General features: G+C 71.1%; 18 protein-coding genes. 9 read left to right on the forward strand and 9 right to left on the reverse strand.

What is annotated here, in order from left to right; all coding sequences use genetic code 11:
* The first annotated feature begins 58 nt into the window (after nucleotides 1-58).
* Nucleotides 59-1,576 carry a CYTH and CHAD domain-containing protein gene (locus tag CF165_RS06640; RefSeq protein ID WP_093946528.1) on the forward strand — a complete coding sequence of 506 codons (1,518 nt, stop codon included), beginning with the start codon at nucleotides 59-61 and terminating at the stop codon, nucleotides 1,574-1,576.
* A 117-nt stretch (nucleotides 1,577-1,693) separates the two neighbouring features.
* On the opposite strand, the gene CF165_RS06645 is transcribed toward CF165_RS06640, so the two are convergent.
* The 3 genes from CF165_RS06645 to CF165_RS06655 all read right to left on the reverse strand — a co-directional run bounded on the left by CF165_RS06645 (nucleotide 1,694) and on the right by CF165_RS06655 (nucleotide 3,323).
* Nucleotides 1,694-2,485, reverse strand: a complete 792-nt coding sequence (locus CF165_RS06645) for a SigB/SigF/SigG family RNA polymerase sigma factor (protein ID WP_093946529.1) — start codon at nucleotides 2,483-2,485, stop codon at nucleotides 1,694-1,696.
* The gene (locus CF165_RS06650; RefSeq protein WP_093946530.1) at nucleotides 2,482-2,931 is read right to left on the reverse strand and encodes an ATP-binding protein; all 450 of its coding nucleotides are present in this window, start codon (nucleotides 2,929-2,931) and stop codon (nucleotides 2,482-2,484) included. The genes CF165_RS06645 and CF165_RS06650 overlap by 4 nt, the downstream gene beginning before the upstream one ends.
* Nucleotides 2,932-2,993: 62 nt before the next feature.
* Nucleotides 2,994-3,323, reverse strand: a complete 330-nt coding sequence (locus tag CF165_RS06655; protein ID WP_093946531.1) for a plasmid stabilization protein — start codon at nucleotides 3,321-3,323, stop codon at nucleotides 2,994-2,996.
* A gap of 119 nt (nucleotides 3,324-3,442) precedes the next feature.
* On the opposite strand from CF165_RS06655, the gene CF165_RS06660 reads away from it, so the two are divergent.
* Both CF165_RS06660 and ctaD read left to right on the forward strand, forming a co-directional pair.
* Complete coding sequence (locus CF165_RS06660) at nucleotides 3,443-4,408, forward strand: LLM class F420-dependent oxidoreductase (protein WP_093946532.1); 966 nt, start codon at nucleotides 3,443-3,445, stop codon at nucleotides 4,406-4,408.
* 81 nt (nucleotides 4,409-4,489) lie between these two features.
* Complete coding sequence (ctaD, locus tag CF165_RS06665) at nucleotides 4,490-6,271, forward strand: aa3-type cytochrome oxidase subunit I (RefSeq protein WP_093946533.1); 1,782 nt, start codon at nucleotides 4,490-4,492, stop codon at nucleotides 6,269-6,271.
* Here the strand turns inward: ctaD and CF165_RS06670 are convergent.
* Complete coding sequence (locus CF165_RS06670) at nucleotides 6,171-6,536, reverse strand: STAS domain-containing protein (RefSeq protein ID WP_093946534.1); 366 nt, start codon at nucleotides 6,534-6,536, stop codon at nucleotides 6,171-6,173. The genes ctaD and CF165_RS06670 overlap by 101 nt on opposite strands.
* 303 nt (nucleotides 6,537-6,839) lie before the next feature.
* Here CF165_RS06670 and CF165_RS06675 point away from each other — a divergent pair, with 303 nt between their 5' ends.
* Complete coding sequence (locus tag CF165_RS06675) at nucleotides 6,840-7,568, forward strand: GAF and ANTAR domain-containing protein (protein ID WP_093946535.1); 729 nt, start codon at nucleotides 6,840-6,842, stop codon at nucleotides 7,566-7,568.
* Nucleotides 7,569-7,744: 176 nt separating this feature from the next.
* On the opposite strand, the gene CF165_RS06680 is transcribed toward CF165_RS06675, so the two are convergent.
* Complete coding sequence (locus tag CF165_RS06680) at nucleotides 7,745-7,957, reverse strand: hypothetical protein (RefSeq protein ID WP_093946536.1); 213 nt, start codon at nucleotides 7,955-7,957, stop codon at nucleotides 7,745-7,747.
* A gap of 176 nt (nucleotides 7,958-8,133) precedes the next feature.
* Here CF165_RS06680 and CF165_RS06685 point away from each other — a divergent pair, with 176 nt between their 5' ends.
* Genes CF165_RS06685 through ligD (CF165_RS06700) form a run of 4 tightly spaced genes read left to right on the forward strand, consistent with a single transcriptional unit; the run spans nucleotide 8,134 to nucleotide 11,090 of the window.
* On the forward strand, nucleotides 8,134-8,331 hold the full coding sequence (locus CF165_RS06685; RefSeq protein WP_093946537.1) for a hypothetical protein: 198 nt from the start codon (nucleotides 8,134-8,136) through the stop codon (nucleotides 8,329-8,331).
* Nucleotides 8,332-8,353: 22 nt separating this feature from the next.
* Nucleotides 8,354-9,289 (forward strand): non-homologous end joining protein Ku, encoded by a 936-nt coding sequence (gene ku, locus CF165_RS06690; RefSeq protein ID WP_093946538.1) that lies wholly within the window; start codon nucleotides 8,354-8,356, stop codon nucleotides 9,287-9,289.
* Nucleotides 9,286-10,230 (forward strand): non-homologous end-joining DNA ligase, encoded by a 945-nt coding sequence (gene ligD / locus CF165_RS06695; protein WP_093946539.1) that lies wholly within the window; start codon nucleotides 9,286-9,288, stop codon nucleotides 10,228-10,230. Before ku ends, ligD (CF165_RS06695) begins: the two co-directional genes overlap by 4 nt.
* Complete coding sequence (gene ligD, locus CF165_RS06700) at nucleotides 10,227-11,090, forward strand: non-homologous end-joining DNA ligase (RefSeq protein ID WP_093946540.1); 864 nt, start codon at nucleotides 10,227-10,229, stop codon at nucleotides 11,088-11,090. Before ligD (CF165_RS06695) ends, ligD (CF165_RS06700) begins: the two co-directional genes overlap by 4 nt.
* On the opposite strand, the gene CF165_RS06705 is transcribed toward ligD (CF165_RS06700), so the two are convergent.
* Nucleotides 11,083-11,715, reverse strand: coding sequence for a UdgX family uracil-DNA binding protein (locus CF165_RS06705; protein WP_093946541.1), 633 nt, complete (start codon nucleotides 11,713-11,715; stop codon nucleotides 11,083-11,085). The two genes, ligD (CF165_RS06700) and CF165_RS06705, sit on opposite strands and share 8 nt — an antisense overlap.
* 91 nt (nucleotides 11,716-11,806) lie before the next feature.
* On the opposite strand from CF165_RS06705, the gene CF165_RS06710 reads away from it, so the two are divergent.
* The gene (locus tag CF165_RS06710; protein ID WP_093946542.1) at nucleotides 11,807-12,223 is read left to right on the forward strand and encodes a CBS domain-containing protein; all 417 of its coding nucleotides are present in this window, start codon (nucleotides 11,807-11,809) and stop codon (nucleotides 12,221-12,223) included.
* Nucleotides 12,224-12,293: 70 nt separating this feature from the next.
* Here the strand turns inward: CF165_RS06710 and CF165_RS06715 are convergent, their stop codons facing one another.
* The 3 genes from CF165_RS06715 to CF165_RS06725 form a co-directional block, all read right to left on the reverse strand.
* Nucleotides 12,294-12,602, reverse strand: a complete 309-nt coding sequence (locus CF165_RS06715) for a DUF3040 domain-containing protein (RefSeq protein WP_093946543.1) — start codon at nucleotides 12,600-12,602, stop codon at nucleotides 12,294-12,296.
* A 63-nt stretch (nucleotides 12,603-12,665) separates the two neighbouring features.
* Nucleotides 12,666-14,432 carry an IlvD/Edd family dehydratase gene (locus CF165_RS06720; RefSeq protein WP_093946544.1) on the reverse strand — a complete coding sequence of 589 codons (1,767 nt, stop codon included), beginning with the start codon at nucleotides 14,430-14,432 and terminating at the stop codon, nucleotides 12,666-12,668.
* A 112-nt stretch (nucleotides 14,433-14,544) separates the two neighbouring features.
* Entirely contained in the window at nucleotides 14,545-15,951 is a 1,407-nt protein-coding gene (locus CF165_RS06725; RefSeq protein ID WP_439098493.1) for a GH1 family beta-glucosidase, read from the reverse strand.

Raw genomic sequence — 15,951 nt, forward strand, 5'->3', positions numbered from 1 at the left:
GGGCGGGGGCGGGCCGGGTATTCCTCCCAGAAGGACCGGACTTCGAGGAGGACGAACCATGGCAGCGCCGTCGTCGGTGACCGAGCGCGAGCGCAAGTACGAGATCGTCGCGGGCAGCGGCGTGCCCCGCCTGGTCGGCGTCGCAGGCGTCGAAAGCCAGGACGATCCGGTCGAGCAGGTTCTCGACGCGTCCTATTACGACACCGAAGGGTTCCGGCTGGCGCGCAGCGGGATCACGCTGCGGCGGCGGGTCGGCGGCTCCGACGCCGGCTGGCACCTCAAGCTGCCGGTCTCGGCGGACGAACGGCAGGAGCTCCAGCTCCCGCTGGGCGGCGACGCCCACAAGGTGCCCGGCAGGCTCCGGCGGCTGGTGCGGGCGTACACGCTGGGGGAGAAGCTGGTGCCGATCGCGCACCTGCGCACCGACCGGTTCGCCCACCGCCTCGCCGGCGACGGCGGCCGGACGATCGCGGTCCTTACCGACGACCACGTGACCGGGGAGGCGGGCGGGCCGGCTGCGCGGCTCGACGAGTGGCGCGAACTGGAGCTGGAGCTCGACCCCGGCACCGATCCCGGACGGCTCGAGGAGTTCGACCGGGCGCTCGCCGAGGCCGGTGCGTCGGCGTCGCCGTGGCCGTCGAAGCTGCGGCGCCTGATCGGCGACCGCGTGCCGTCGCCGCCCCGCCGCGGTAAGAAGCCATCGGCGGGCGACGTCGTGCTCACCTCGCTGCGGGAACACTACGGCCGGCTGTGCCGAGCGGACGTCGGGGTGCGGCTCGACGTCGACGACTCCGTGCACCAGATGCGCGTCGCGACCCGGAAGCTGCGCAGCACGCTCCGCACCTTCGGGTCCGTCGTCGACGAGCGGGATACGGCGCCGGTCGTGGCCGAGCTGAAGTGGCTCGGGCAGCAGCTGTCACCGGCCAGGGACACCGAGGTCAGCGAGGAGCGGCTCGGCGAGCAGCTCGACGGCGTGCCCTCGGAACTGGTGTTCGGGCCGCTGCGCCAGTACCTCACCCGCTACTTCGCCCGCGAGGCCGAGGAAGCCCGCACCCGGGCGATGGCGGCGCTGACCGGCAAGCGCTACCTGGCGCTGCTGCGGGCCCTGGACGCCGTGCTGGAGGAACCGCCCCTGACCGCCAAGGCGCGCAAGCCCGCGAAGGCCGCCTTGCGCAAGCCGCTGCGCAAGGCGGCCCGGAAGCTGAGCCGCGCGCAAGCGGCGACCCGCGGCCTGGCAGGCGGCGAGCTCGAGCACGCCCTGCACGACGTCCGCAAGAAGGCGAAGCGGGCCCGCTACGCCGCCGACACCGTGAAGCCGGTGTACGGCAAGAAAGTCCGCAAGTGGCGCAAGAACGTGAAGGCCGTCCAGGTCACGTTGGGGGAGCACCAGGACACTGTGGTCGGCCGGGAGGTCCTCCACCACCTCACCGTCGCCGGGCACGGCGAGGGGCAGAACACCTTCACGTTCGGGATGCTGTACGCCCAGGACGCCGGGCGGGCGGAGCGGCTGCGCGAGCGGTTCACCCACGAGTGGCGGCGGCTGCGGAAGGGCACCCGGCCCGGCTGGCTCGCCTGAGCTCAAAGCGCCCCAATGTGGCGTTGGTTGCGTCCAACGCACCGAACGCCACATTGGGTGCGCTGGACGCACCGAACGCCACATTGGGGCGCTTGAGGAGCGGCGGGAGCGGCGGCCCTAGGCTTCGCCGGTGAGCTTCCCGCGCAGCTGCTCCAGGGTCTGCGACAGCAGCCGGGAGACGTGCATCTGGGAGATGCCGACGCGGTCGGCGATCTGGGTCTGGGTCAGCCCGCCGAAGAAGCGCATGACCAGGATGGCGCGCTCGCGCTTCGGCAGCTCCTGCAGCAGCGGCTGGAGGGCCTCGTGGTTCTCCACCATGGCCATCTCGTGGTCCGGTTCCCCCATGGTGTCCGCCAGCGAAAGGGCCTCGGCGTCGTCGTGCACCGGCTTGTCGACCGACAGCGCCTGGTAGGCGTTGCCGGCGAGGAGACCTTCGCGGACCTCTTCGACGTCCAGGTTCAGGTGCTCGGCCAGCTCGGTCGGCGTCGGGGCCCGGCCCAGGCGCTGCGAGAGCACCGCCGAACCCTGGCTCAGCGACAGGTGCAGCTCCTTGAGCCGGCGGGGGACCCGGACGGACCAGCCGGTGTCCCGGAAGTGGCGCCGGACCTCGCCCATGATCGTCGGCACGGCGAAGGACAGGAAGTCGTGGCCCCGGGCGGGGTCGAACCGGTCGACGGCGTTGATCAGGCCGATCCGCGCCACCTGGACCAGGTCCTCCCGGGGCTCGCCGCGGCCGGAGAAGCGGGTCGCGATGTGCTCGGCGAGCGGGAGCAGCTCGGTCACCAGCTTGCTGCGGACGGCGTCGCGCCGCGGGTCGTCCGGGCCGAGCTCGCCCAGCTCCTCGAACAGCGGTTCGCAGTGGGCGTATTCGTCCGGGCGGTGGAGGAGGGTTTTCCGCTCGCCGCTCACGCGCTCGTTCCCGGGTTCAGCACCAGCTCGATCGTGACGATGCCCGCGCCTCCACCGGGAAGGACGTCGCAGTGCGCGGTCACCGACCGGCTCAGGGTGGTCAGGACGTGCCAGCCGAACGTGCGGTCGCTCGGCGGCCGCGGGTCGCTCGAGCGGGTGGAAACGATGACGTGGAGGCCGTCGGGGGCCAGGCGGAAGCGGCAGTGCAGCTGGGTGCCGAGCTCGGCCAGCTGGACGAGCTGCGCGCAGGCCTCGTCGACCGCCATCTTGGCGTCGGCGATGGCGTCGAGCCCGAAGTCCGCGCGGGAGACCACGCCGTGCGTGAGCATGCGGACCAGCGGGATCTGCTCCGCCATCGCGGGCAGCCGCAGCTCCACCAGTTCGTCGAGCAGCTCGTCGATGGTCGGCTTGCCGCCGGCCAAGCCGCCCCTTCGCGTTTCTTCCATGCTGGAGGTACTACCCATCTGGGCGAATGCTGACACTTCGTGTTCAGGGATTTCGGGGATCGTCACCGGCCCAGCGCCCGTTCGAGTTCCTTCTTGGTCATCGTCGACCGGCCGTTGATGTTCCGCTTCTTCGCTTCGTTGTAGAGCTGGTCCTTCGTCGGGCCGCCCGGGCCCTTGCGGTTGCCGGACCGCTCACCGCCACGCTGCTGCGGCGACTTGTCTTTCACCGACGTCTTGCTGGCTTGTCGCGACTCACCCGACTGGGCACGGTTCTTGTTCACCGTCCTGGCCGCGATCTCCTTGGCCCGCTTGGTGCTCGCTCCGCGGTCCTCGGCCGAGTCCTTGACGTGCTCGTACTGGCGTTCGCGCTTGCCGCTCCACGACTGAGGCATGTCCGCTCCCTTCGGCTCGTGGGGCGGGTACCCGCTTGATCACGGGACAAACGTGCGACCGGCCGGTTACTCACCGCGCGGGACGGGTACGCGGTGAGCTGACCCGAGAGGAGGCGCCGATGCGGATCGGCTACACCCTGATGACCGAGCAGGCGGGACCGAACGACCTGGTCCGGTTCGCCGCCGGGGCGGAACAGGCGGGCTTCGACTTCGAGGTCATGAGCGACCACTACTCGCCTTGGCTGGACGAACAGGGCCACGCGCCGTACGCCTGGAGCGTGCTGGGCGCGGTCACGCAGACCACCGAACGCGTCGAGCTGATGACCTACGTGACCTGCCCGACCATGCGCTACCACCCCGCGGTGGTGGCGCAGAAGGCCGCGACCGTGCAGGCGCTCTCCGGCGGCCGGTTCACGCTGGGGCTCGGCGCGGGCGAGAACCTCAACGAGCACGTCGTCGGCCGCGGCTGGCCACCGGCCAACGTCCGGCACGACATGCTCGCCGAGGCCGTGCAGATCATCGGCGGCCTGTTCGACGGCGGGTATTTCGACTACGAGGGCAAGCACTTCCGCGTCGACTCGGCGAAGCTGTGGGACCTGCCGGACAAGCGAGTCCCGATCGGGGTCGCGGTGTCCGGTTCGCAGTCGGTCCGGCGGTTCGCCCCGGTCGCCGACGTGATGATCGCCGTCGAGCCGAAGGCGGAGCTGTCGAGTGAGTGGGACGCGACGAAGCTCGGCGGCGCGCCCAGCCGCAAGGTCGGGCAGCTGCCGGTGTCGTGGGGCACCGACCGCGACGCCGCCGTGAAGCGCGCGCACGAGCAGTTCCGCTGGTTCGCCGGCGGCTGGAAGGTCAACGCCGAGCTGCCGGGTCCGGCCGGGTTCGCCGGGGCCACCCAGTTCGTCCGCGAGGACGACGTCGCCGGCTCGATCCCGTGCGGCCCGGATGCCGAGGCGATCGTCGAGAGCGTTCGCGAGTTCGAGAAGGCGGGCTTCACCGACGTCGCCCTGGTCCAGATCGGCGGCGACCAGCAGGACGGCTTCCTCGACTTCGCGGAGAAGGAGCTGCTGCCGGCCCTGCGCGGGTGATTTCCACCCGTTCGGGGTAGGGCGGATCGTGGCCGAAGGGAGTAATACGCGCAGTAAGGGGCAGGACAGCGGGAGGTGCGGATGACCGAGGTGAAGCCGGCGCCGACCCTGCAGGCGGTGCCGTTGGCGGTGGCGCGACGCGGCCCCAAGGGCGGGACGCTGCTGGCCCTGATGCGGACCACGGACCCGAAGCAGATCGGGCTGCTGTACCTGGTGACGTCGTTCCTGTTCTTCATGGCGGGCGGCGCGATGGCCCTGCTGATGCGCGGGGAGCTGGCCCGGCCGGGGCTGCAGTTCCTCTCGCCGGAGCAGTACAACCAGCTGTTCACCATGCACGGCACGATCATGCTGCTGCTCTACGCCACCCCGAACCTGTTCGGGTTCGCCAACTACATCCTGCCGCTGCAGATCGGCGCGCCGGACGTCGCGTTCCCGCGGCTCAACGGGTTCGCCTACTGGCTCTACCTGTTCGGCGGGCTGATCGTGATCAGCTCGTTCCTCACCCCCGGCGGCGCCCCGGACTTCGGGTGGACGGCCTACACGCCGCTGTCGAACGCCATCCACTCGCCGGGCGTCGGCGGTGACCTGTGGATCATGGGCCTGATCGTGTCGGGGCTCGGCACCATCCTCGGCGCGGTCAACATGACCACCACGATCGTCACCCTGCGCGCGCCCGGGATGACGATGTGGCGGCTGCCGCTGTTCACCTGGAACATCCTGTTCACCGCCATCCTCATCCTGCTGGCGTTCCCGATCCTGACGGCCGCGCTGTTCGGCCTGGAGGCGGACCGCCGGCTCGGCGCGCACGTGTTCGACCCCGAAAACGGCGGGGCGATCATGTTCCAGCACCTGTTCTGGTTCTTCGGCCACCCCGAGGTCTACATCGTCGCCCTGCCGTACTTCGGGATCGTCACCGAGATCGTGCCGGTGTTCAGCCGGAAACCGCTGTACGGCTACCGGCTGATGGTGTTCGCGACAATCGCGATCACCGGGCTGTCGGCGACGGTGTGGGCGCACCACATGTTCGCCACCGGCGCCGTCCTGCTGCCGTTCTTCTCGATCCTCACCTTCTTCATCGCGGTGCCGACCGGGATCAAGTTCTTCAACTGGATCGGCACCATGTGGAAGGGGAACCTGAGCTTCGAGACGCCGATGCTGTGGTCGGTCGGGTTCATGGTGACCTTCCTGTTCGGTGGCCTCACGGGCGTCATCCTCGCCTCGCCGCCGCTGGACTTCCACGTGACCGACTCGTACTTCGTCGTCGCGCACTTCCACTACGTGCTGTTCGGCACGATCGTGTTCGCCACCTTCGCCGGGATCTACTTCTGGTTCCCGAAGATGACCGGCCGGATGCTCGACGAGCGGCTCGGCAAGTGGCATTTCTGGACGACGTTCATCGGCTTCCACACGACGTTCCTCATCCAGCACTGGCTGGGCGACATGGGCATGCCGCGCCGCTACGCGGACTACCTGTCCACCGACGGGTTCACGACGCTGAACACCATCTCGACGATCGGCGCGTTCATCCTGGGCGCGTCGACGCTGCCGTTCATCTGGAACGTGGTGAAGAGCTACCGGTACGGCGAGCAGGTCCTGGTCGACGACCCGTGGGGGTTCGGCAACTCCCTCGAGTGGGCCACCACCTGCCCGCCGCCCCGGCACAACTTCCTCGACCTGCCGCGGATCCGCTCGGAGCGGCCGGCGTTCGAGCTGCACCACCCGGAGGTCGTGGAGCGGCTGCTGGAAGAGCGGTACGTGCGGTCTAAGCGGGCGCGGGCTCGGGCCGATGGGCGGACAGGACCAGCCGCCGATCCGCTTCCGTCACGCGGAGGGCACGCCGGACCATCGGGTTCGTCCCGGTGACCACGAGCAGATCGGTGCCGTTCTGCTCGGCCTGGAGCGCCGCGTGAAGCAGCACGCGGACGCCCGCCACGCCCAGGAAGTCCACTTCGGACAGATCGACGGTCAGCCGTTCGGGCGTCGCCCACAGGCGGTCGGAAAGCAGTGCGGCCAGGTCGCCCGCCGTGGCGCTGTCGAGGTCACCGCGCGCGGTCACCAGGACCGCGTGCGGAGCCGGCCACGCCGTGCGCAGCCGGAGGGCCGGGTGCCGGGCTCGGGGAAGGTTCATGTCGGTTCGCCGCCGTCCTGGGGATGGTGCGCGACCGGGCTGCCGCGCTCTCGAGGGGAATCGAGGTCGGCTGCTGGGTTGAACCGTCACCCGAGCCTAATCGCGTGCTGAGGGCCCGCAACCGACGTTGCTCCGAATGGACGTGCGGCGCGCCGCAGCCGTGACCGCTCGTGCCCGGGACGGACGGGATGCAGTAATCTCCCGCTGGACCCGTTAAAGCGCTAGCGGCCCACTAGTGGCGCGCGCCCGGGTCCTCCCTGGTCCTCCAGCGCCCCGAGCACAAGAATGAGGGGCGTCACCAGGATGACGGGCGGCCATGAGCAGCTCACCGCGCGGCTCGACGAAGTCACGGTCGCGATGGAGTCGCTGACCGCGATGCTGGACACCGAGCTCGACCTCGGCCAGATGCTGCAGGCGGTGTGCGACCACGCGGTGCAGGTGGTGCCGGGGGCCGACATGGCGAGCATCACCCTGGTGCGTGAAGGCGTGCCGGAAACGGTCGCCAGCACCGACCAGCGGGCGGTGAACTTCGACCGCGAGCAGTACCGGATCGGGGACGGGCCGTGCCTGCGGGCCGCCGAAACCGGGCAGCCGGTCCGGGTCGGCGTCGGAGCGGTGGGGGACCTGTGGCCGCAGTTCGTGACGTCGGCCGAACAGCTCGGCGTCGCCAGCTTCCTCGCCGCGCCGCTGACGGTGGACGAGGACATGTCCGGCGCGGTGAACCTCTTCGGGTTCGGCGAACACGGGTTCAGCGAGCTGGGGACGAAGATCCTCGAGCTGTACACCGCGACGGTGGTGATCGGCCTGCGCAGCGCCCGGCGGTACTTCGCGGCGCGCGAGCTGGTCGACCAGCTCAACCGGGCGCTGGAGACCCGCGCGGTGATCGACCAGGCCAAGGGGATCCTCATGGCGGCGCACCGCATCACGGCGGAGGAAGCGTTCCAGCGTCTGGTGAAGCGCTCTCAGGACGGCAACCGCAAGCTCCACGAGGTGGCGGCGGAGTTCGTGGCGGCGGTCGCGACCACCACCTGACCCGGCCCGCGACGGCCGGTTCGCGTACCCGGAGGGTCGGACGGCGTACCTGCAGGGTCGGTTCGCGTACCTGGAGGGTCGGACGGCGAGCCGACCGTCCGGGTACGCGAGCCGACCGCTTGGGTACGCGAGTCGGCGGTCCGGGTACGCGAGCCGACCGCCTGGGTACGCGGGGGTCAGGCGGTCGGGACCTCGTCCGGTGGGGCCTCCGCTTCGGTGGCCGCCGGTTCCGGGCGCTGCCTGGTGAGCTGGCACGTCGTGCAGACCAGGGTGCGGCCGAGCACCGTCCCGTCGTCGGCGACGACCTGGGCGACGTGCATCGTCGGGAACCCGCAGACCTCGCAGGGCAGTGCCGCATCCTCGCGACTGATGCGGAGCTGGGCGCCCATCCGGCCTCCTGATGTGACGTGGATCTCACCACCTTGCCTTCCTTCGGGGCCGGTACCAGCCGAATTCACTCGTTCGGCCCAGTCTGGATCAGCTTCGGTGACTCTTGTGTCGCTCGGGGTGATCCGGGGTAATCCGTCGGCGAAGGAGCACCCGGGGACTGCTCGAGGGAGCCAAGATGCGAGACAAGCGGAACGACCTGCGGCCGGTGGCGGACCTGCTCGCCGACGGCGGGGACTCACCGGAACTGGCGCGCACCCGGCGCAAGGCGGCACTGGCCGTCGCGGCGCGGGCCAAGGACCCCGAGGACTGCGCGCGGCTGCTGGACATGCTGGGCCTGCACTCCGGCACCCGGCGCGCCAGCGACGTCGCCTGAGAAACTCCTCGAGGAGGTCGACATGGCCCGACCGGTGTGGAGCGGTGCGCTGAGCCTGGGGCTGGTCACCGTTCCGGTGGAGCTGTACCCGGCGGTGGCGGACCACACGATCCACTTCCACCAGTTCGAACGCGGGACGTCGGACCGGATCCGCAACCGCCGGGTCAACGAGCGGACCGGCGACGAGGTGACCCAGGACGAGATCGTCAAGGGCTACGACCTCGGCGGCGGGGACCACGTGCTCGTCGAACCGGACGAGCTGGACGAAATCGCGCCCGAGCGGTCCCGCCGGATCGACATCGAGCAGTTCGTCGAGCTGGACGAGATCGACCCGTGGTTCTTCGACAAGACGTACTGGCTCAAGCCGGCGAAGGAGGACTTCGCCAAGGCCTACGGCCTGCTGCTGCAGGCGATGGACCGCAGCGAGAAGGCCGGCGTCGCGAAGTTCGTGCTGCGCGGCAAGGAGTACCTCGCCGCCGTTCGCGCCGGCGAAGACGTGATGGTGCTCAACACGCTGCACTTCGTCGCGGACCTGCGCAAGCCGAAGGACGTCATGGGCAAGCTCCCGCAGCTGCCGAAGCCGCGGCCCAAGGAGCTGGACATGGCCCTCTCCCTGGTCGACGAGATGACCGCGCCGTGGAAGCCCGAGGACTACCGGGACGAGTACTCGAAGCGCGTCGAAGAGCTGATCAAGGCCAAGAAGGCGGGCAAGGAGATCACCCACGAAGAGGAGCCGGAGCCGTCGGCCGACGTCGTCGACCTCTTCGAGGCGCTGTCGCGCAGCGTCAAGAACCGCAAGGGCGGCGGCAAGGAACCGAAGAAGAAGACCGCGAAGAAGCAGGGCAAGCTTGCCGGGTTGTCGAAGTCCGATCTGGACAAGCTCGCCCGTGAGCAGGGCGTGAAGGGCCGGTCGAAGATGACGCGCGCCGAACTCGAGAAGGCGCTGAAGGCGTCGTGAGCGGACCCGGCTGGCGCGAGCCGACCCTGGCCACGCTCACCGACCGCCGGTTCTCCGACGAGGACTGGATCTTCGAGCGCAAGCTGGACGGCGTCCGCGCGATCTGCGTGCGCGACGCCGGCCCGCCGACGCTGTATTCGCGCAACCACAAGGTGATGGACAACGCCTACCCGGAGATCGTCGAAGCGCTCGCGACCCGGGGCGGGCCGCGGTTCGTCGCGGACGGCGAGATCGTCGCCTTCGACGGCGCCAACACCAGCTTCGCGGCGTTGCAGCCCCGGATCCACGTCGGCGACCCGGACCGCGCCCGCGCGACCGGCGTGCGCGTCTACTACTACCTGTTCGACCTGCTGTACTTCGACGACCAGGACACGACCGGGCTGCCGCTGCGGCAGCGGAAGGCGTTGCTGCGCGACGCGTTCGATTTCGACGACCCGTTGCGGCTGTCTTCGCACCGGAACGCGCAAGGCGAGAAGTTCTTCGAAGAAGCCTGCCGCCGCGGCTGGGAAGGCGTCATCGCCAAGCGGGCCGACGCGCCGTACCACCACGGGCGGTCACCCGACTGGCTGAAGTTCAAGTGCGCGCAGGGCCAGGAACTCGTCATCGGCGGCTTCACGGACCCGCAGGGCGCGCGCCACGGCTTCGGCGCGCTCTTGCTCGGCTACCACGAGGACGGCGGACTGAAGTACGCGGGCAAGGTCGGCACCGGGTTCGACGAGAAGCTGCTGACGTCGCTGCACGCGCGGCTGCGGGCGCGCGAGACGGCGCGGTCGCCGTTCGCCGGGCCGGTCAAGGAACCCGGCGCGCACTGGGTGCGCCCGGAGCTGGTGGCGCAGATCGGCTTCTCCGAGTGGACGCGGGACGGGCGGCTGCGGCACCCGCGGTTCGCCGGGCTGCGCGAGGACAAGAAGGCCGCGGACGTCGTACGGGAGCGCGCGTGAAGACTTCCCACCCGGACAAGGTGTTCTACCCGGACGACGGCCTGACCAAGGGAGACGTCGTCGAGTACTACCGCGCCGTCGCGGACGTCATGCTGCCGCACCTGCGCGGCCGCCCGCTCACGCTGCGGCGCTTCCCCGACGGCATCTCGAAACAGGGCTGGTTCCAGAAGCACCCGGGGGAGCACTTCCCGGACTCCATCCGGGTCGAGCGCGTTCCCCGGCGTGGCGGCGGCACCGACGAGTACGTCGTCTGCGAGGACGCCGGGACGCTGGAGTACCTGGCGAACCAGGGGACGGTGGAGTTCCACGTCTGGCTGTCCACCGTGGACGCCCCGGAGTGCCCGGACCGGCTGGTGCTCGACCTCGACCCGCCGGACGGCACGCCGGTCGCGCAGCTGCGCGCGGTCGCGCGGCGCATCCGCGAACACTACGAGCGGGCCGGGCTGACGGCGTTCGTCCAGGCCACCGGCGGACGCGGCTTCCACGTGCTCGCGCCGCTGGACGCGAAGTCGGACACGGAGGTGGTGCTGGAGCTGTCGCGCGCCCTCGCCGACCGGGTCGCGGCGGACGACCCGGACCGCCTGACGACGGCTCAGCGCAAGGACAAGCGTGGCGACCGGATCTTCCTGGATGCCAACCGCAACGGCTACGCGCAGACGTTCGTCGCCCCGTACTCGCTGCGTGCCCGCCCCGGCGCGGCCGCCGCGACGCCGCTGGACTGGCGGGAGCTGGGCAAGGCCGATCCGGCCGGTTGGAGCCTGGCGAAGGAGAAGCAGCGGCTGGCGCGCAAGGACGACCCGTGGCGGAACCTCGGCGAGCACGAGGCCTCGGCGGAGGCGGCGCTGAAGCAGCTCACTTGAGGGTCTTGCCGGCTGCCTTCAGGTCGGCGACGAAAGCCGCGTAGGCCTCGTCCCGGTCAGGCGCCCGCAGCACCGCCGACGGGTGGACCGTCGCCACCGCGGACGGCACCAGGTCGGCCACGTCGTCGGGGGCGTCCACCGGCTCGCCCCGGTGAGCGGTGAGCCGGAACTTCGGGCCCAGCAACGACTGCGCTGCCGTCGCGCCCAGCAGCAGCACCAGGTCGGGGCGCACCGCGCGCAGCTCCGCCAGCAGCCACGGGCGGCACGCGACGACCTCGGTGCGGCCCGGCTTTTGGTGGATGCGGCGCTTGCCGCGCTCGTCGCGCTTGAACTTGAAGTGCTTGACGGCGTTGGTGACGTACAACGACCGCCGGTCGAAGCCGGCCTCTTCGAAGGCGCGGTCCAGGAGCTTGCCGGCGGGGCCGACGAACGGCTCGCCCGCCAGGTCCTCTTTGTCGCCCGGCTGCTCGCCGACGACGAGGATCTTCGCCTCGGGCGTCCCTTCGCCGAAGACGGTCTGGGTCGCGTCCTGGTACAGGGCACAGCCGTGGCAGCCGGACGCCGCCGACCGCAGGCGGTCGAGGTCGGTGGTGTCCGGCGGCTCGGCACCGCGGGAATCCGGCATGTGCCGGGAAATTCCCCGCGCGGCCCGTGGGTAAACCTGCCGGTCCCGGGTAGCCGCACAACACGGCTCAAGGGACGAAAGGAGTTTCACGATGACCACCGCACGCGAAATCATGACGTCGGACGCGACCTGCGCCCGGGAGTCGGACACCGTGCACGACGCCGCGGTGACCATGGCGCGGAAGCAGGTGGGCGCGCTGCCGATCTGCGGCGAGGACAACCGGCTGAAGGGCATGATCACCGACCGCGACATCGTGGTGAAGGTCCTGGCCGAGGGCAAGGACCCCCGCGCGGTCCACGTCGGCGAGCTGGCCCAGGGCGAGGTCGTGACGATCGGCGCGGACGACGACGCCCAGGAGATCCTCCGCACGATGTCCGAGCACCGCGTCCGCCGGCTGCCGGTGATCGACGGGCACGACCTCGTCGGGATCGTCGCGCAGGCCGACGTGGCAAGGGCGCTGTCGAACCCGACCGCCGGCGAGCTGGTCGAGGCGCTGTCCTACGACTGAGCCGACGCACCGGAAACGCCGTACGGCCGCCCACGGGTCCTCACCATGGGCGGCCGTACGGCGTTCGCGTTCAGGGTGCGCCCGCCGCCCGGGCCGAGCCGTCCTCAGTGGACTCGCGGACCGACTCGGCGCGGGCGATGTGCCAGGCCACCAGCGCGCCCGCGCTCACCGTGCCCCAGAGCACGAGCGAGGCGTCACGGGCGAACAGGCCGACGACCAGCATCACCGCCGCCGTGACGTCGCAGAGTAGGAGCAGCAGGTGCCGGCGCCGGGGGGAGTGCAGCTTGCGGCCGCTGAAGGCGGCGGCGAACGCGGGGTCGCTGGCTTGCAGTTCCGCTTCGATCGCGCGCAGGGCGTGGCGTTCTCGCTCGGGGAGCATGGGGGCCTCCTCGCCTCGGCTAACGCACTGGTACCCGTTTTCGGCCCGTCCGAAGCGGGAAAGTCAGTGGTTGTCGCGGGGGATTCCCTTCGTCTCCGCGATCCGCTGGTACGCCACGGCCGGACGCAGCACCATGCCGTCGCACAGCTGGTCGACCATCGACCGCTGGATCTCCTGCCACGGCGTCTGCGCCCCGGGCACCGGGTAGCCGCCCGACTCGGCGAGCTCCTTGTGGCGCAGCGCGAGTTCCTCGTCCGGGATGAGGACGTCGGCGGTGCCCGCGGCGAGGTCGATCCGCACGCGGTCGCCGGTCCGCAGCACGGCGAGCCCGCCGCCCGCGGCGGCTTCGGGGGAGGCGTTGAGGATCGACGGCGACCCGGAGGTGCCCGACTGGCGGCCGTCGCCCAGGCACGGCAGCTCGTGGACGCCCCGCTTGATCAGCGCCGCCGGCGGCCGCATGTTCACCACCTCCGCGGAGCCCGGGTAGCCGAGCGGGCCGGTGCCGCGCATCACGAGCAGCGAGTGCTCGTCGACGCCGAGGGCGGGGTCGTCGATGCGGGCGTGGTAGTCCTCGGGGCCGTCGAACACGACCGCGGTGCCCTCGTAGACCCCGCCGGCGAGGTAGCGCCGCCGGAACTCCGGCGAGATGACGCTGGACTTCATGATCGCCGCGTCGAAGAGGTTGCCGCGCAGCACGAGGAACCCGGCGTCGGGCACGAGCGCGGTCTCGAAGGTGCGGATGACGTCCCGGTCACCGGCTTCGGCGTCGCGGCAGTTCTCGCCGAGGGTGCGGCCGTTGACCGTCGGCGCGTCCTCGTGGACGAGCCCGTGGCGCATCAGCTCGTGCACCACCGCCGGGACACCGCCCGCGCGGTGGAACTCCTCGCCGAGGTACTTGCCCGCGGGCTGCAGGTCGACCAGCAGCGGGACCCGGTACCCGAGCCGCTGCCAGTCGGCCAGGGGGAGGTCGACGCCGATGTGCCGGGCGATGGCCCCGATGTGGATGGGCGCGTTGGTCGAACCGCCGATCGCGGAGCTCACCACGACGGCGTTCTCGAAGGCTTCGCGAGTCAGGATGTCGGACGGCTTGAGGTCTTCCCGCACCATCTCGACGATCCGCAGCCCGGTGCGGTAGGCCATCCGGGCCCGGTCGCGGTGCGGCGCCGGGATGGCCGCGCAGCCGGGCAGGCTCATCCCGAGCGCTTCGGCGAGCGCGTTCATCGTCGACGCCGTGCCCATGGTGTTGCAGTGCCCCGGCGACGGCGCGGACGACGCGACGAGCTCCATGAACCCGGCGTCGTCGATCTCGCCGGCGGCCAGCAGCTCGCGCGCCTTCCAGATGATGGTGCCGGACCCGGTGCGTTCGCCGTTGAACCAGCCGTTGAGCATCGGGCCGCCGGACAGCACGATGGCGGGGATGTCGACGGTCGCGGCGGCCATCAGGCACGCCGGGGTCGTCTTGTCGCAGCCGGTGGTGAGCACGACGCCGTCGATCGGGTAGCCGTAGAGCGTCTCCACCAGGCCGAGGTAGGCGAGGTTGCGGTCCAGCGCCGCGGTCGGGCGCTTGCCGGTCTCCTGGATGGGGTGCACCGGGAACTCGATGGCGATCCCGCCGGCCTCGCGGATGCCTTCCCGGGTCCGGTCGGCCAGCTGGAGGTGGTGCCGGTTGCACGGGGTGAGATCGGAGCCGGTCTGCGCGATCCCGATGATCGGCTTGCCGGACTGCAGCTCCTCGCGGGTGAGGCCCCAGTTCATGTACCGCTCGAGGTAGAGGGCGGTCATGCCGGGGTCGGCGGGGTTGTTGAACCAAGCTTCGCTGCGCAGTCCCATACCGGCCAGTCTGTCAACGCCGCTCGCCGAATGCACGCCCCGCCTTACGAGCGCCCCAATGCGGCGTTCGGTGCGTCCAACGCAACCAACGCCACATTGGGGCGCTCGAGACTCAGCCCAGGCCGTTGAGGCCGATCACCCGGGCGTACCAGTGCGCGCTGCGCTTCGGGGTCCGCCGCTGGGTCTCGTAGTCGACGTGGACCAGGCCGAACCGCTTCGCGTACCCCTCGGCCCACTCGAAGTTGTCCAGCAGCGACCAGTAGAAGTACCCGCGCAGGTCGACGCCCTCCTGGAGGGCGTCGTGCGCCGCCCGCAGGTGGGAGTCGAGGAACGCGACGCGGTCGGTGTCGACGATGTCACCGCCGTCGCCGATGACGTCGGGGTAGGCCGCGCCGTTCTCCGTGATGTACAGCGGCACCGGCCGGTAGTCGCGGTGGACCTGCAGCAGCGACTCGGTCAGCCCGGCCGGCTGGACCTCCCAGCCGGAGTCGGTGCGGGGGGCGGCCGGGTCCGGGACGAAGTGCACGCCGCCGGCGCCGACCCACTCCGGGCCCGCCGGTTCGCTGTCCGCCACCGGGCGGCCCGCGACGCGGTAGTCGCGGTAGTAGTTCACGCCGAGCCAGTCGACGTGCGCCGCGATGACCGCCGCGTCCCCGTCCCGGACCACCTCGCCCAGCCCGAACGGCGCGAGGTCGGCGACCAGGTCGTCCGGGTAGCCGCCGCGCAGCACGGGGTCGAGGAACAGCCGGTTCTGCAGGCCGTCGATCCGCCGGGCCGCGTCCACGTCGGCCGGGTCGGCCGGGTCGTGCGGGGCGACCGGGTACAGGTTCAGCGTGATGCCCGCCGGGGTGCCGGGGGCGTGCCGCCGGATGATGTCCATCGCCAGGCCGTGGCCCAGCAGCAGGTGGTGCGTGGCGGCGACGGCCGCCGGGTGGTCGTTGTGGCCGGGGGCGTGAATCCCGCCCGCGTAGCCCAGCATCGCCGCGCACCACGGCTCGTTCAGCGTCGACCAGCTGGCGACGCGGTCGCCGAGCCGCTCCAGCACGGTCTCGGCGTACTCGGCGAACCGGAACGCCGTGTCCCGCGACGTCCAGCCGCCCTTGTCCTCCAGCGCCTGCGGCAGGTCCCAGTGGTAGAGCGTCGCCCACGGCTGGATCCCGGCCTCGAGCAGGCAGTCGACCAGCCGGTCGTAGAAGCCGAGCCCGGCGGCGTTCGGCTCGCCGCCGTCCGGCCGCACCCGCGGCCACGCCAGCGAGAACCGGTAGGCGCCGAGGTTGAGCCGGCGCATCAGGCCGACGTCCTCGGAGTACCGCCGGTAGTGGTCGGCCGCCGGTTCGCCGTTGTCGCCGCCCCGGACCGCGCCCGGGCGGCGGGCGAAGACGTCCCAGACCGAGTCGGTGCGCCCGTCGGCCGTCGTGGCCCCTTCGACCTGGAACGCCGCGGTGGCGGCGCCCCAGACGAAGCCGGGCGGGAACATCAACGCGGTCTCCGCCCGAACGCTGTCGGGATGTACGGACAT

The sequence above is a fragment of the Amycolatopsis vastitatis genome, from assembly GCF_002234595.1.
Lineage (GTDB): Bacteria > Actinomycetota > Actinomycetes > Mycobacteriales > Pseudonocardiaceae > Amycolatopsis > Amycolatopsis vastitatis.